Origin of the sequence: Janthinobacterium sp. 13, assembly GCF_002749695.1 — a bacterium.
GTDB lineage: Bacteria > Pseudomonadota > Gammaproteobacteria > Burkholderiales > Burkholderiaceae_D > Janthinobacterium > Janthinobacterium kumbetense.
The window spans coordinates 4,507,249-4,522,572 of the sequence record NZ_PEEQ01000001.1 but is presented as its reverse complement, the minus strand read 5'-3'; the positions used below and the strand labels follow the sequence as shown (position 1 = coordinate 4,522,572).

The window sequence follows — 15,324 nt, the reverse complement described above, 5'->3', positions numbered from 1 at the left end:
ATATCAAGGAATATTGGCAGGTTTTCCGGAGTGAAGAATAGGATGAGTTTTTGCCCCCCCTCCAGCATTTGACACGACGACTCTCACCTCATCATTGGGGAAGAAATGCATATAGATATCCCCTGGTTCATCGTATTTTTCCACTTCAACCATTTTTTCTTTGACAATATGCGTATGTTCTTCCGGCATATCCCATCGCACCCGAACCATCATTCCCGGATACCATACCCGAGGAATAGAAGCACAGCAAACATCAGCTCCCCCCGCTCCCCACCTGGCCATATTGGCGCCTCCCGCTCCATCCACTGACGCGGAATAAATATACTTCCCCGTATGGTTGACAATACCCACCTGCGCCGTCGCGGTAGGACTTGGATTGACGTCCTCAACCTGCCGGGCCTTGAAGGCGCAGCCGTTCAGCAGCAAGGCCGCACCAAGATAAATAATCCATTTCATCATTTGCACCTTATAAAAAATACCACGCCATTTTTCATTTTACTGCCACATATGACAATAGAAAACATAGAACTCCCACGCGTCGCAAATGGTTTAAGAAAAACCAGGAAAATGTGCAAGAGTAGAGTTTCATTGATCGCAATAAACTCCTACGGATTGATATTTTCCGGTTTTCCATAGTGACGTATCGGATGAGCAGTGCTATATCCGGGATAAATTGAAACCACAACCCGAACTTCATCGTCTGGAAAAAAATGGATATAAATACTTCCCGTTTCATCGTATTTTTCCACTTCCACCATTTTTTCTTTGATAACGTCGGTATGCCCTTCAGGCATATTCCAACGCACCAGGACTTTCATTCCCGGATACCACACTCTCGGGATAGAGGCGCAACAGATTTCTGCCCCCCCCGCCCCCCACCTGGCCATGTTGGCGCCTCCGGCCCCATCCACCGATGCGGAATAAATATATTTCCCCGTATGGTTGACAATACCCACCTGCGCTGTCGCGGTAGGACTTGGGCCGACTTGCTCAACCTGCCTGGTCTTGAGGGCGCAACCGCTCAGCAGCAAGGCGGTGCCAAGATAAATAATCCATTTCATGATTTTCCTTTTATAAAAGTGAGCAGTTGAGGGAACAAGGCTAGGCAGCCGAGCGCGCCTGCCAGAAATCGTCGGGCAGCGTGTCGAGTTCGGACAGGTAATTCGCACCTTGGCGCGTGCGCCGCAACAGGCTGGCCATCGCCGGATGCACGGTAAAATCATCGGCCAGCATCAAGGCCAGGGCGCTGAAATGCTGACGCTGGCCTGCCGCCTCGATGCCGCTGGCGCTTGCCACTAGTAAATGACGCGCCACGCGCGCGTGGCACTCGGCCGGGGTGCCGGAATGAAACAGGTCCGGCTGCACATCATGCAGATTGGCCAGGATGGCATCGGCTTCGGCGATATCCACCAGGGCTGCGAAGGCGGCGTCGCTGAGCGGGAATTTGTCAAACTCCGCCGGAACGGGACTGGGCAGCGCCTCACCCTGCCAACTGATCAGGGAACCATCGCGCCGCAGCGACCACCAGCGGTAGATGGGGCTCAGCAAATGCGCAGACTGCGTTTCAGTCAAGGCTGCCAGCAAGGCCGGCAATGTGCGGCTATCGGCCCAGCGCACGGGCCATTCGACGGTGTCTGGCGTGATGGCAATCAAATAGGGGCGCAGATGCTGCTCCAGCCGGTCGATATCGAGCGTGCTGGCGATGATGCTGAGCATGGGCTTGCCCGCGCACAGCGAGAACAGGCGCTGCAGCCACTCGGCCTGCTCGCTGCTTGCCTGTGGCGCCGCCATTAAATGCGGTGCGGCACTCTTGAAGTTTTGCAGCGAGGTGTGCGCATACAGCGACTGGCGCCGCAAGCGGCTCGGGTAGCGCTTGGTGAAAAACTCCTCATCGCAGGCGCCGTCCAGCAGCGCCAGCAAGTGCAAGGGCTGGCCGCCGTTCGCCACCGCCGCTTCCTCACGCAAGGCTTGCAGTTGCTGCGCGATCTGCGCTGGAACCGCAGGGTCAGGAAGATCGATGGCAAAGTACATCAGGATTCCTTTTCTAGGCTGCCGTGGGCGCGACAAACGGGCTGCCGCTACGCAACGCCGCCAGCAGGCACGCCTTGCAGACGCTGGCAGGCAGCGCCGGCAACGGATAAGCGAGCCTTTCCGGCCCGATAAAACTCTTCTTGCCGGCATGCACCGTGATCTTGCCCGGACACTGCACGGTGATGTTGCCGCCCTCGATCGTGATGTTCGCCCCGCCCGCCGTCGACAGGCGGATGCTTTTCGCCGCCGCCCAGTCGATGTGCGCGGCGGCGCTGACGATGTTGACTTCCTCGCGCGCCTGCACGTTGAGCACGTCGGCCTGCGCCTGCAGGTCGATGGCCTGTTTGGCGGCGATCAGTTGCAGGCCGATATTGTTCTCGCCCGCCTTGACCACCCCGGCCAGGGCGCCGATGGCCTGCCCGCTGTGCACGCGCAACTGGCCGCCGCCGACGAACTGGGTGTCCAGGCCGCTCATCAAGGAGGTGGTTTCGCCGTTCGCCAGCTGGATGTCCTGGCCCGCCAGCACGCCCAGGCCGGCGCGGGCAGCGATGGCGATGATGGCGTCGCTGCTGTGCGGCAACTTGCCGTCGCCGGGGCTGGTCGGCTTGCCCGCCGCGTCGCGCCTGGCGGCGGCCGTATCGTCCTGGCTCAGCATGCCGGAGACGCTGGTCAAAAACGCCGGCAGGGGCGACGCCTTTTCGTCGAGCACGCTGGCATTCGCCTTGGCCGGCCCCAGGTGGCTGGCATACGCGACCGTCTTGTGCGTGACGGCGGCGGCGCTGAAGGTTGCACCCAGCTTGGCCGCCTGCTTGAGCAAGACCATGCCCGGCGCATTGTCGCCGGCCGGATCGCGCGCCTGCGCGTCGTGGTTGACGAGGTAGCTGGAAATCAGGAGCCCGGCGCCGGCCCGCACGGCGCCGTAAGCGTCGGTGCGCAGCTCGGCGCCCGTGCCGCGCAGGCTGCCCCGGTAATTGTCGGCCGCATGGATCAGGTGACCAAGATTGAGTTCGCTTGCCGCATGGCTGCTCTTGAGCTGGATGCGCCCCTGCTGGTCGGTATCGTCGAACAGCAACTGGTTGTAGCCGGCGGCGCCGAATTCCTTGCTGCGGATACCCCATTGCGCCGCGCCGTTGCGGTGGCCGGCGCTGCCGCCGGCCGCGCCATGCCAGACCGGGCTGTTGCCGCCGGCCACGTTGCCCTGCGCCCACGGCGCATGGTCGCGCGCCGGCTCGAATACGCTGGCATCGGACGGTTGCTCTGCCAGCCCGCCCGGCGAGGGCGCGACGCCGCCCTCGCCCTGCCCGTTGTACAGGGCGCCGACGATGATGGGGCGGTCGATATCGTTTTCCAGGAATTGCACCAGCACTTCCTGGCCGATGCGCGGCAGGAACTGGCTACCCATGCCGCCGCCGGCCGAGCGCTGCGCCACGCGTACCCAGCAGGTGGCGCCGCCCTCCTGCTGCCAGTGGAAACGGATGCGCACCCGGCCCAGCTTGTCGCAATGGATCTCGCTGCCGCTACCGCCGCTGGCGCCGCCGTCGGCACCGACGACGATGGCGCTCTGGCTGCCGCGGGCCGTCGGCTTCGGATGGTGGCGCGCGTCGTTGTCGCCATGCACAGGACGCCATGGCGTCGCTGCGGCGATCATCTCGATGCAATTGGCGTAACCGCTGGCTTGCGCCTGCGCAATCGCGGCGGCAAAGTCGGCAAAGCCGTCGCCCAGCCCGGGCATGGCTTCGTCCAGCAGTTCGGGCACCGGGCCGAACAGTTCAGCCAGCGCCTGGGAGGCGGGCGCCGGCAGGTTGTTGATGCCGATGCTCGCCACCCGGAGCACGACATAGTCGGACGCGGCGCCATCGGCCTGCGGCAACGGTCCCTGCATCAGGGTAAACCGCGTGCCGGCGCGCAAGGTGCGTACCGTCGAGCGCGCCTGCCACAGCTGGGCGCGCGCTTCGCGGGCCTGCATCTGCAACGCGGCATAGTGCTGTGCCTGCGCGCCATTCGCATACCAGTACTGGCCCGGCGTATCGTAGCTTTCCAGCACCGGCGCATGCTGGCCGCCGATGGCCATATTCGTCGGCACGCTGGCGGCGACCGCCTTCTTGGCCTTGTAGTCGTAGCTCAGCACGCTGCTCAGCCCGACGTGCAGGCTGCGCCGCGCGCACAGCGCCTGCACGCTGTCGCTCGCTTCGCCGGCCCTGGCGCCATGAAAGCGCAAGCCGCCGCCCTGCGCGCTGCTGGCATCCTCGGGCGTGGCGCAGGGCTGGCTGCTGTCGGCGAACAAAATCAGTGTGTGCTCGTCGAAGCGCCAGGCGATGCCCTCCTCCGTCAGCAGTCGGCGCACGAAATAGAAGTCCGATTCCCGGTACTGGCAGCAATAGCTGCGCTCTCCCGCCTGCTGCATGCACTGCGCCACCTCGTCGCTCCATTGCCACAGGGCATGCGGCGCATAGGCTTGCAATACCTCGTCGACGATGGCCGTCACGCTCCGATCTTGCCATACGCGGCTGTTACGCACTTGCGTCAGCAGCCACAGCCAGGGCGTGATGCGCAGCCGGTAGCGCGCCAGGCCGCCATTGCTGCCCAGCATGGCCGCTGCGCTGATATAGCCGGAAAACTGCGTGCGCGTGCCGTCGGCCAGGCTGATTTGCAGGCTGGCCGGCTGGCCCAGCAGGGAGGCCAGCGCAACGTCGGCATTCGTGGACAAGGCGATAATCTCGCGCGCGCCAAGCTCTTGCAGCCGGTCATCGGCGGCAAAGGCTTCGACCAGCAAACCGCTGTCCTGGCCATCGTCGCCGATGGCCAATGCATACAGGCGCGTCGCGCCATTGAAGGCGGCTACCGCGCTAACGATATCTTGTGTCAAAGGATGCTCTTCATCTGGAAAGTGGCATCGCACATTACTTGTCAAAACAATGTGCAAAATAAACAAGTCCAGGCAATTATGCGCGAGTTCTTAAAAAAGCAAGATTCAATTGAACAAGGAGTGCCGGGGAAGACAATAGTCGCTGCTTCGGGCAAGGGATTCGGTACAATACTCCGGCAAGCCCATTCACTCTTTCCCGTGCAGCCATGAACCAACTCGAACAACTGAAGCAATTTACTACCGTGGTGGCCGACACCGGCGACTTCCAATCGATCCAGGCTTACACGCCGCGCGATGCGACGACGAATCCGTCGCTGATCCTGAAGGCCGTGCAAAAGGATGAATACAAGCCGCTGCTGGAAAAGGCCGTGCGCGACCATCCGAATGCCTCCACCGCGGAAATCATCGACCGCCTGCTGATCGCCTTTGGCGTGGAAATCCTGCAAACCATCCCCGGCCGCGTCTCCACCGAAGTCGATGCGCGCCTGTCGTTCGACACGGAAGGCACGGTGGCCAAGGGCCGCGACCTGATCGCCCTGTATTCGAACGCGGGGATTGCCCGCGAACGCGTGCTGATCAAGATCGCCTCCACCTGGGAAGGCATCCGCGCCGCCGCCATCCTGGAAAAGGAAGGCATCCGCTGCAACATGACCCTGCTGTTCTCGCTGGCCCAGGCCATCGCCTGCGCCGAAGCGGGCGCGCAGCTCATTTCGCCGTTCGTCGGCCGCATCTACGACTGGTACAAGAAATCGACGGGCATCGACTACGTGGGCGCGGAAGACCCGGGCGTGCAGTCGGTCCGCCGCATCTACAATTACTACCGCAAGTTCGGCTACAAGACCGAGGTGATGGGCGCGAGCTTCCGCAACACCTCGCAAATCCTCGAACTGGCCGGCTGCGACCTGCTCACCATCAGCCCCGACCTGCTGCAAAAGCTGGCCGACAGCGATGCGCCGGTGGAGCGCAAGCTGAGCGCCGAAGCGGCGCCATCGACCAACATCGTGCAAATGTCGCTGAACGAAGAAGCCTTCCGCTTCATGATGAATGAAGACGCGATGGCGACGGAAAAACTGGCCGAAGGCATCCGCGCCTTCTGCGTCGACTCCGGCAAGCTGAAACAGATGATCGCGGCACTGCGCTAAGCACACGACTGGCGTAAAAAAGCGGCGTCCGTGCAGTGCACGGCGCCGCTTTTTTCATGTCCGCGCCATCAGGAGCAGCGGAAGGTCGCTACGCCCTGGTAATTGGCGCCGTTGGCCATGACCACCTTGTAACCGCCCGTAACCAGGTAGGTTCCCGTGCCGCCGTCCCCCAGCGCCAGCAGCATGCCCGAGCTGCCGCCCAGGAAGCCGCCGCTGATGACCGTCATGCCCGGCGTGTTGATCGTGCCGGTGCCGCTGGCCTTGCCAGTGCTGCCGCCGGCCGCGACATCGACCGTCATGGCCAGCGCGGCGCCCGCGGCGCCGAAGGCCAAGGTGGCGCTGCCGCTGGCCGTGCCGAAATAGCCGTCCTGCTGCACGCTGGCGCCGCCCGTGTAGCTGGGCGCCGTGAACTTGCCCGCATCGCACTGGAAGGCGCCGGTGAAGGGCAAGGCCGCCACCGTGTTATAGACGCTGTAATGGGCACTGGCATTGTTGCCGCTCATGACGGTAGTGCCGCTGCTGCGCGTGATGGTGCCGGTGAACCAGCGTCCCTGCGCAAATGCCGCGTCGCCGACGACGTCGCGCGTGATGGCGGGCGTGCCGCTGAAGCTGATGCCCGATATCCCGCTCAGGGCGCCGGAACTGTCTTGCGTCACGCTGCCCAGGGTGCCGTAGGCCTGGCTGGCAACGGCCAGCAACAGATAGCGCGGACTCAGCCCCTTCGCAAACGGCGTGCTGACGCTGCCCGTGTCGCTGCCGGCAGGCGGCGGGGTAACCGGTGTCACCGGAGGGAGTGGATTGACGGGCGTGGCCTGATTCACGGCGACCTGGGCATCGGAGGAGGAAGAGCCGCCGCCACAGGCACTGAGGGTGGCAGCCAGCAAGGCTGGCAGAACAAGGCGGGAGGCGCAGGTTGGTTGTTTCATGTATTCCTTATGATTCAAAAAAGGCAAGGACGGCACGCTTGCATGGCATCTTTACATTTCAGATAATATTGCTTTTTCCTCTCAACTGTCGCACGCCTGCGGCCGCGCATGGGCGCGGCATGACGCTACAATCGCTACAATAGGCAATCGCCACCAGCCGCCACGCGCATGTCCTCCACCCTGCCTGCTTCGTCCGCCATCACCATCCGCCTGGGCCGCCGCGCCCGTGCCCGCATTGCCGACAACGGCTTGCGCGCGCTTGACGTCGCCATCGTCCCTGCCGCCGCGGGCGGGCCGAAAGGCTTGATCCTGCACCAGCTCGATTGCTGGCTGTTCGGCGACTTCCTGGCGCAAGCGCCGCGCCCGCGCCACTTCGTCGGCGCCTCGATCGGCGCCTGGCGCATGGCCGCCGCCGTATTTCCCGACCCGGTGGCAGCGCAGCGCCGCCTGGTGCGCGAATACGTGGGCCAGCGCTACCCCGACAAACCCGACGCAGCGCACGTCAGCCGCACGTGCCGCGCCCTGCTCGACGCCGTCCTCGATGGCCAGGATGCGCAGCTGCTGCAGCACGCGCGGCATAGCCTGTCCGTGCTGGCCGTGCGCGGCATCGGCGCCCTGGCGCAGCCAGGAAAATGGCGCGACCGGCGCGGCTTCCTGCTGGCTGCCGCCGGTAACGCCGTGGCGCGCGCGCGCCTGGCCGCCTCGCTCGAGCGCGCGGTGTTCCATGCGGGGCCGGACGGCGCCAGCTGGCTGCGCTCGCGCTTCGACGCCTTTCAATCCCATTTCGTGCCGCTGGCGCAAGACAACCTGCGCGACGCGCTGCTGGCCTCCGGTTCCATCCCGCTCGTGCTCGATGCAGTCACGGACATCGCCGGCGCGCCGCCGGGGCGCTACTGGGATGGCGGCCTGGTCGACTACCATCTGCACCTGCCCTACCAGCGCGAACCGGACCTGGTGCTGTACCCGCACTTTGCCGACCATATCGTGCCTGGCTGGCTGGACAAGGCCATGCCCTGGCGCCGCGCGCGCAGCGGCGATAGCGCACTCGACAACATGATCCTCGTCTCGCCCTCGCCCGCCTTCGTGGCCAGCCTGCCCAACGGCAAGCTGCCGGACCGGCGCGACTTCGTCAATTACGGGCAAGACCACGCGGCGCGCATGCGCGACTGGCGCCGCGCCATCGCGGAAAGCGAGCGCATGGCGGCCGCCTTCGCCCGCTGGGCCGAGCAGCCGGACCTGCGCCAGGCGCTCGATCTGTAGCACGGGCGAGACTGCAACAGGCGCCAAAACAAGCGCGCTTTTCCCTCGCCTATTGGTCACTTATCAGTGCATACTATGTCGCACAGGCAACCTTCAATCCCTCTGCGACAGGAGTTCCGACCATGCATGCCCTCTCCCACCTTCGTATCGGCACGCGCCTGGCTGCAGGCTTCGCGCTGGTGCTGCTGCTGTCCGTGATCTCCACATCGTACGCGCTGTACAGCGCCCACGTGAATGCCGAAGCGACGCGGCAAATGATGGAAAAGCCGCTGGCCAAGGAACGCCTCGTATCGGACTGGTACGTGCTGATTTACTCGGCCATCGCACGCACCTCGATGATCGCCAGGAGCACCGATGAAACGCTGTCGAACGTGTTTGCCGACACCATCGCCGACAGCACGAAACAGGGCAGCGAACTGCTGAAGAAAATCGAGGCGCTGCTCGACAGCGATGAAGAAAAAGCCATCTTCAAATCGTCCATCGCCGAGCGCGTCAAATACCAGGATGCCAAGACCCTGGTCATGAATGCGCGCAAGGCGGGCAATGCGGCGCAGGCGGAAAGCACCTACCGCGACAGCTTCGCGCCGGCCGCCACCAATTACCAGAACAACGTCAAGGCCCTGCTGGCGCAGCAGCGCCAGGCCATCGACGCCACGGCGCAAGCCATCGAGGCGGCCAACGAACGCAGCTTCACCCTGCTGCTGACCTTGTGCGCGCTGGTGGTGGCCCTGGGCAGCGTCTGCGCCTGGCTGATCACGCGTTCGATCACGCAACCGTTGAAAGCCGCCGTGAAGGTGGCCGAAACGGTGGCCGACGGCGACTTGCGCACGCATTTCGGCACGCCTGCCAGCGATGAAATCGGCGACCTGATGCGCGCGCTGCACGGCATGAACGAGGCACTGCGCAAGGTGGTGTCGGAAGTGCAGACGGGCACCAATGCGATTGCCACGGCCTCGGGCGAAATCGCCGCCGGCAACCAGGATCTGTCGGCGCGCACGGAACAGCAGGCCAGTTCGCTGGAAGAGACGGCGTCGTCGATGGAAGAACTGACCAGCACCGTGAAGCAGAATGCGGACAATGCGCGCCAGGCCAACCAGATGGCGGTGGCCGCCTCCGGCGTGGCTGAACGGGGCGGCAGCATCGTCAGCCAGGTGGTCGACACCATGGGCGCCATCGATACGGCATCGACGAAAATCGTCGACATCATCGGCGTCATCGACGGCATCGCCTTCCAGACGAATATCCTGGCCTTGAACGCGGCCGTGGAAGCGGCCCGGGCTGGTGAGCAGGGACGCGGCTTTGCCGTCGTCGCCACGGAAGTGCGCAGCCTGGCGCAGCGCTCGGCGGCGGCGGCGCGCGAAATCAAGACCCTGATCGGCGACTCGGTGGAGCAGGTCAACAACGGCACGCGGCTGGTGCAGCAGGCCGGCAATACCATGGGCGAAGTGGTCGACAGCGTGCGCAGGGTCACTGACATCATGGCCGAGATCACTGCCGCCAGCGCCGAGCAGAGCATGGGCATCGACCAGGTCAACCAGGCCATCGCGCAGATGGACCAGGTGACGCAGCAAAATGCGGCCCTGGTGGAGGAAGCGGCGGCCGCCGCCGAAAGCATGCAGGACCAGGCGGCGCGCCTGGCGCAAGTGGCGGCCGGCTTCCAGCTCGAACACATGGCCGCGGCGGCGCCGGTACGCGCCGCGCGGCCGGCTGCCGCCAAGCTGGCCAGGCCGGCGGCCAGGAACACTCCCGCCAGGCAGCCAGGCAGCGAAGCCAGGAGTGCGCCTCCTGCGCGCAAGCCTCAGGCGCAGGTAGCGGGCGAGCAGGATTGGGAAGAGTTTTAAGGCTGACGGCGGCGCCAGTTGAAAGGGTTTGACAGCGCCCTGGCGCGCGAGGATACTTGTTTCAGGTGGCATGGCGCTCCACCGGCAGCAATACGTGTTGCGCCCGACATCGTTCTGCGGGAGTACGAACATGAAATGTATCAGCGGCATCAGCGCACAGCTGCGCCGGGGCTTCCTGCCCCCCTTGCTGCTGTGTGCAGCCCTTGCCGGCTGCGCCACGGCGCCCGCCACCCTGCCTCCGCCCGACCTGTTCAACGATGCCAGCTTTGCCGCGCCCACCATACCGGTCGACCCGCAGCAGGCGTTTGCCATGAGCGAGGCCATGCGGCAATACGTGCGTGTCGATATCGCGCGCGAGGCGCGCAACAAGAATCCCCGTCGGGCGCTCGCCGATGCCCTCCACAACCGGGCCGGGCTGCAACTGGAATACGATGCCGCCATGACGCGCACGGCGGCACAGGCGTTCGATGCGCGCAGCGGCAATTGCCTGTCGCTGGTGCTGATGACGGCCGCGCTGGCCAAGGAAATGGGACTCGATGTGCACTACCAGGTGGTCCTGGGAGATGAGAGCTGGAGCCGCAGCGGCGGCATGTATTTCGTTGCCGGCCACGTCAATCTCGCGCTGGAACGCCGTGCCGCCAGCAATACCGTCGGCTACGACGCCGATGCCATCCTGCTCATCGACTTCCTGCCGGGCGAAGACCTCACCGGCCAGCGCACGCAGGAAGTGCGCGAAGCAACCATCCTGGCCATGTACCTCAACAATCGCGCCGCCGAAACCATGGCCAGCGGCGAGCTCGATCAAGCCTACTGGTATGCCCGCGCCGCCATCCTGCAAGACCCCACGTTTGCGGGCGCCTTGAATACACTGGGCATCATCCAGTTGCGCCACGGCGACATCGAGCCGGCGCGGCGCACGCTCGCTTACGCACTGGAACGCTCGCCATCGAACGCCGTGCTGCTGTCCAACCTAGCGCAGGCACTCGACGGCCTGGGACGCACGGGCGAAGCGCAGCTGCTGCGGCGCAAATTGCTGGCCCTGCAGCCAGAGCCGCCCTTCCACTTTTTCAACCTGGGCCAGCGCGCCATGGAAACCGCCGACTACCAGGAAGCGGCGCGCCTGTTCAAGCGCGAGATCGCGCGCGACCCCTACTACCATGAATTCCACTTCTGGCTGGCGCAGGCGTATGCGCGCATGGGCCAACTGGCGCAGGCCGGACGCCAGCTGGAACTGGCGATGGACACCAGCACCACGCGCGGCGAGCACGGACTGTACGCGGCCAAGCTGCAGCGCCTGCGCGCCGCCAGCACGCATTAGCAGGCGTCATTAAGGCAGTCAGTCTTCCAGGAACATTTGCTGCAGGTCATTCAGGAAGGATAATCCCAACGCCGTCGGGCGGATGACCTGGTGGTCGCGGTACAGCAAGCCTTTGGCTTCGGCCGCGTTCAGCGGCTGCTCGATGGCGTTGAGGGCCAGGCCCGTGCGCTCGGCGAACAGGTTCGGCGAAAAGCCCTGCGTCAGGCGCAGGGTGTTGAGCATGAATTCAAAACCCATTTCCTCGCGCGCCAGTTCGCGCTCTTCCTGCACCGGGTTACCGGCCAGTACCGCGTCCATGTAGGCGCGCGGTTGCTTGTAGCGAGCCTGGCGCAGCACCCGGTGCGGAAACGAAATCTTCGAGTGGGCGCCTGCGCCGATGCCCAGGTAGTCGCCGAATTCCCAGTAATTGCGGTTGTGCTTAGCCTGGCGGCCCGGCTGCGCGTAGGCCGACACTTCGTAGCGGCCATAGCCCGCCTGCGCCGCGCGCGCGGCCACCATGTCGGCGATGTCGGCGCTCTCGTCATCGTCCGGCAGCACGGGCGGATACTTGGCGAACAGCGTGTTCGGCTCCAAAGTCAGGTGGTACAGCGACAGGTGCGGCGGCGCGAACGACAGCGCCGTGTCCAGGTCCTGCTGCGCCTCGGCCAGGGTTTGCGTGGGCAGCGCATACATCAGATCGAGATTGAAATTGTCGAAGTTCGCGTGCGCGATCTCCACCGCGCGGCGCGCTTCGTTGTCGTCATGGATGCGGCCCAGCGCCTGCAGGTGGCGGCCGTTGAAACTCTGGATGCCGATCGACAGGCGGTTGATGCCGCTGGCCCGGTAGGACTTGAATTTTTCCGCTTCGAAGGTACCCGGATTGGCTTCCATGGTGATTTCGCAATCGGGTTCCAGGGGCAGCAAGGTGCGCACGTCCGACATCAGCCGGTCCAGGCCCGCCGCCGACATCAGGCTGGGCGTGCCGCCGCCAATGAAGATGGTGTGGATCTTGCGGCCCCAGATCAGCGGCAGCGCCATTTCCAGGTCCAGGCGCAGGGCCGCCAGGTATTCGGCTTCCGGCAAGTCGCCGCGCACCTCGTGCGAATTGAAGTCGCAATACGGGCATTTCTTCACGCACCACGGGAAATGGATGTACAGCGACAGCGGCGGCAGGGCCGTCAGGTTCAGCGCGCCCGGCTGCAGGTATTTCAGGGCCGCCCCGGCCGCGCCGGAAATGCCGTCCTGCGGCGCGGGAGCGGTACTGGGCTTGGCTGCCGACTTGGCAACGGCGCCCACCAGTTTGATCGGGATCATCGCAGCTTTTCCACCAGCGCGCGCAGGGCCTGGCCACGGTGCGACAGCGCGTTCTTTTCATCGGACGTCAGTTCGGCCGCGCACTTGCCCAGCGCGGGAATGAAGAAGTGCGGATCGTAACCGAAACCGCCGTTGCCGCGCGGCGCGGCAATCATTTCGCCATTCCAGCGTCCGTCGGCGATCACCGGCTGCGGGTCGTCCGCATGGCGCACATACACCAGCACGCAATAGTAGTACGCGGACTTGTCGGCATGCGCCTCGAGGTCGGCGATCAGCTTGGCGCTGTTGGCGGCATCCGATTTCGGCTCGCCGGCATAGCGGGCCGAATACACGCCGGGCGCGCCACCGAGCGCATTGACGCACACGCCGGAATCGTCGGCCAGCGCCGGCAAGCCCGTCAGGCGCGACGCGTGGCGTGCCTTTTGCAGGGCGTTTTCAACGAAGGTGTGGAATGGTTCGTCGCTTTCCGGCACGGCGTACTCGCCCTGGGCGTGGACGGAAAAACCGATGGTCGAGAGCAGCTCGTTGAATTCCTTGAGCTTGCCGGCGTTGTTGGAGGCGAGGATGAGGCGTTGGGTCATGTCAGTAGTCCGGTTGAAGTGCCGACATTGTAAACCTTTTGCGCCCCCCTCACCTCGCCTCGAAGCTGCCGCAAGAAGCGGCAGCTTCGGGCTTTTTGCCCGGCGCGGCGGGCCAGCGGATGTAAATCTGTGTAAAGATCAGATCCCTAATGCCTGCTTCTGCAGGGCGATCAGGTCGGCGATGCCGCCCTGCGCCAGGTCCAGCAGACGGTTCATGCCGGCGCGGTCAAAGGCGGCGCCTTCGGCCGTGCCCTGCACTTCGATGAAGTGGCCCGCTTCCGTCATCACCACGTTCATGTCCGTGTCGCAGCCCGAGTCTTCCACGTAGTCCAGGTCCAGCACCGGCATGCCCTGGTAGACGCCCACCGAGATGGCGGCGACAAAGCTTTTCACGGGAATGGCGGCGATCGCGCCGCGCTCCTGCAGCTGGGAAAACGCGTCATACGCGGCCACCATGGCGCCCGTGATCGACGCCGTGCGCGTGCCGCCATCGGCCTGGATCACGTCGCAATCGAGGTGCAGCGTGCGTTCGCCGAACGCCTGCAAATCAAAGGCGGCGCGCAGCGAGCGGCCGATCAGGCGCTGGATTTCCTGCGTGCGGCCGGACTGCTTGCCGCGCGCCGCTTCGCGGTCCATGCGCGTGTGCGTCGAGCGGGGCAGCATGCCGTATTCGGCCGTCAACCAACCCTGGCCCTTGCCTTTCAGGAAACCCGGCACCTTGTCTTCGATGCTGGCGGTACAGATGACCTTGGTGTCGCCGCACTCGATCAGCACCGAGCCTTCGGCATGCTTGGTGTACTGGCGGGTGATGCGGATGGCTCGCAGCGCGTCGACGGCGCGGCCGCTCGGGCGGGATTCAAATGTCATGGGATGTCCTGTGTGATTGGGGTTGCGGCAGCGATTTTACCACCGCGCGCCCGTCTATTTGCAGTCATGCAACAGCGCAAGACGCAATGGCAGGCGGCGCACACATGATCCCTACAATCCTGCCCCGCCAAACACAATTTTCTTTACAATGCCGTAAAACGCACACTATTCAGCAATTTTCAGGCCATCAGACCATGCGGTTCTGTTTTTGCGGCGCGGGCGGTATTGCCTGCGCTGGCTGATTAAGTGTATAAGTGACTGTATACAAGACCAAATCGGGGAATCCTTTGAGCATTTCAAGCATGACAGGCTACGCGGTTGCCACCAGCGAAGGTGCTGCAGGCACACTGACAATTGAAATCAAGAGCGTCAACTCGCGCTTTCTCGACCTGCAATTCCGGATCAACGACGATCTGCGGGCCCTGGAGCCTGACTTGCGCGCCGCCGTCATGTCCGCCATCACGCGCGGCAAAGTCGAGGTACGCCTGAGCTTTGGCCGCAAGGCCGCCACAAACGGCACGCAGGCGCTGAACCTGCCCCTGCTGGCCGAACTGGCGCGCCTGCAAAACGAAGTGGGCCAGCATTTCGTCTCCGCCCCCGTCATGACGGTGGCCGAACTGCTGCGCTGGCCTGGCGTCATCGAAGAAGCGCAAGTGGGACAGGAATCCCTGCAGGCGGATGTGGGCGCGCTGACCAAACGCACCGTGGCCGCCTTCGTCGACAGCCGCAAGCGCGAAGGCGCCGCGCTCGAAGCGGTGCTGGTGTCGCGCATCGAAGCGATGGAAGCCATCGTCAAACGCATCACGCCCCTGATTCCGCAAGTGGTGGCGGCCTTCCAGCAAAAAGCCATCGAGCGCATGCAGGACGCGCTGGGCCTGGCCAGCCAGGGCTCGAATTCGGCCCTGTCGCGCCAGGACGCCATGGAACGCATCCGCCAGGAAGTCATCCTGTACGGCATCCGCATCGATGTGTCGGAAGAACTGGCGCGCCTGTCGGCCCACTTGGGCGAAACGCGCCACATCCTCACCAAGGGCGGGCAAGTGGGCAAGCGCCTCGACTTCATGATGCAGGAGCTGAACCGCGAAGCCAACACGCTGGGCGCCAAGGCGTCCGTCAAGGAGCTGGCCGACGCCTCGATGGACTTGAAGCTGCTGATCGAGCAGATGCGCGAACAGGTGCAGAACCTGGAATAAACCCCG

Annotated in this window: 13 protein-coding genes; 5 read left to right on the top strand and 8 right to left on the bottom strand. The window is 64.2% G+C overall.

The features are described from left to right. Positions 1-3: 3 nt before the first annotated feature. The 4 genes from CLU94_RS19875 to CLU94_RS19860 form a co-directional block, all read right to left on the bottom strand. Complete coding sequence (locus CLU94_RS19875; RefSeq protein WP_099666891.1) at positions 4-459, bottom strand: DUF3304 domain-containing protein; 456 nt, start codon at positions 457-459, stop codon at positions 4-6. Between the two features lie 146 nt (positions 460-605). Beyond that, a complete protein-coding gene (locus CLU94_RS19870; RefSeq protein ID WP_180278710.1) occupies positions 606-1,061 on the bottom strand; it encodes a DUF3304 domain-containing protein in 456 nt (151 codons plus the stop codon). 40 nt (positions 1,062-1,101) lie between these two features. Beyond that, the gene (locus CLU94_RS19865) at positions 1,102-2,031 is read right to left on the bottom strand and encodes a DUF4123 domain-containing protein (protein ID WP_099666889.1); all 930 of its coding nucleotides are present in this window, start codon (positions 2,029-2,031) and stop codon (positions 1,102-1,104) included. A 13-nt stretch (positions 2,032-2,044) separates the two neighbouring features. Continuing rightward, a complete protein-coding gene (locus tag CLU94_RS19860; RefSeq protein WP_099666888.1) occupies positions 2,045-4,897 on the bottom strand; it encodes a type VI secretion system Vgr family protein in 2,853 nt (950 codons plus the stop codon). A gap of 206 nt (positions 4,898-5,103) precedes the next feature. On the opposite strand from CLU94_RS19860, the gene tal reads away from it, so the two are divergent. Then, a complete protein-coding gene (gene tal / locus CLU94_RS19855; RefSeq protein ID WP_099666887.1) occupies positions 5,104-6,039 on the top strand; it encodes a transaldolase in 936 nt (311 codons plus the stop codon). 68 nt (positions 6,040-6,107) lie between these two features. Here tal and CLU94_RS19850 read toward each other — a convergent pair whose 3' ends face one another. Further along, positions 6,108-6,965 carry a hypothetical protein gene (locus CLU94_RS19850; RefSeq protein ID WP_143451489.1) on the bottom strand — a complete coding sequence of 286 codons (858 nt, stop codon included), beginning with the start codon at positions 6,963-6,965 and terminating at the stop codon, positions 6,108-6,110. Between the two features lie 168 nt (positions 6,966-7,133). On the opposite strand from CLU94_RS19850, the gene CLU94_RS19845 reads away from it, so the two are divergent. The 3 genes from CLU94_RS19845 to CLU94_RS19835 all read left to right on the top strand — a co-directional run bounded on the left by CLU94_RS19845 (position 7,134) and on the right by CLU94_RS19835 (position 11,384). Further along, a complete protein-coding gene (locus CLU94_RS19845; protein WP_099666885.1) occupies positions 7,134-8,225 on the top strand; it encodes a patatin-like phospholipase family protein in 1,092 nt (363 codons plus the stop codon). A 122-nt stretch (positions 8,226-8,347) separates the two neighbouring features. Next, positions 8,348-10,066 carry a methyl-accepting chemotaxis protein gene (locus CLU94_RS19840; protein ID WP_099666884.1) on the top strand — a complete coding sequence of 573 codons (1,719 nt, stop codon included), beginning with the start codon at positions 8,348-8,350 and terminating at the stop codon, positions 10,064-10,066. A gap of 130 nt (positions 10,067-10,196) precedes the next feature. Continuing rightward, positions 10,197-11,384, top strand: coding sequence for a tetratricopeptide repeat protein (locus CLU94_RS19835; RefSeq protein WP_099666883.1), 1,188 nt, complete (start codon positions 10,197-10,199; stop codon positions 11,382-11,384). A gap of 18 nt (positions 11,385-11,402) precedes the next feature. On the opposite strand, the gene hemW is transcribed toward CLU94_RS19835, so the two are convergent. From hemW to rph, 3 genes are all read right to left on the bottom strand, one after another. Next, positions 11,403-12,677 (bottom strand): radical SAM family heme chaperone HemW, encoded by a 1,275-nt coding sequence (gene hemW, locus CLU94_RS19830; RefSeq protein ID WP_099666882.1) that lies wholly within the window; start codon positions 12,675-12,677, stop codon positions 11,403-11,405. Continuing rightward, entirely contained in the window at positions 12,674-13,258 is a 585-nt protein-coding gene (gene rdgB, locus CLU94_RS19825; RefSeq protein WP_099666881.1) for an RdgB/HAM1 family non-canonical purine NTP pyrophosphatase, read from the bottom strand. Before rdgB ends, hemW begins: the two co-directional genes overlap by 4 nt. Positions 13,259-13,396: 138 nt before the next feature. Then, complete coding sequence (rph, locus tag CLU94_RS19820; protein WP_099666880.1) at positions 13,397-14,125, bottom strand: ribonuclease PH; 729 nt, start codon at positions 14,123-14,125, stop codon at positions 13,397-13,399. A 302-nt stretch (positions 14,126-14,427) separates the two neighbouring features. Here rph and CLU94_RS19815 point away from each other — a divergent pair, with 302 nt between their 5' ends. Beyond that, on the top strand, positions 14,428-15,318 hold the full coding sequence (locus tag CLU94_RS19815) for a YicC/YloC family endoribonuclease (RefSeq protein ID WP_099666879.1): 891 nt from the start codon (positions 14,428-14,430) through the stop codon (positions 15,316-15,318). Positions 15,319-15,324 lie beyond the last annotated feature (6 nt).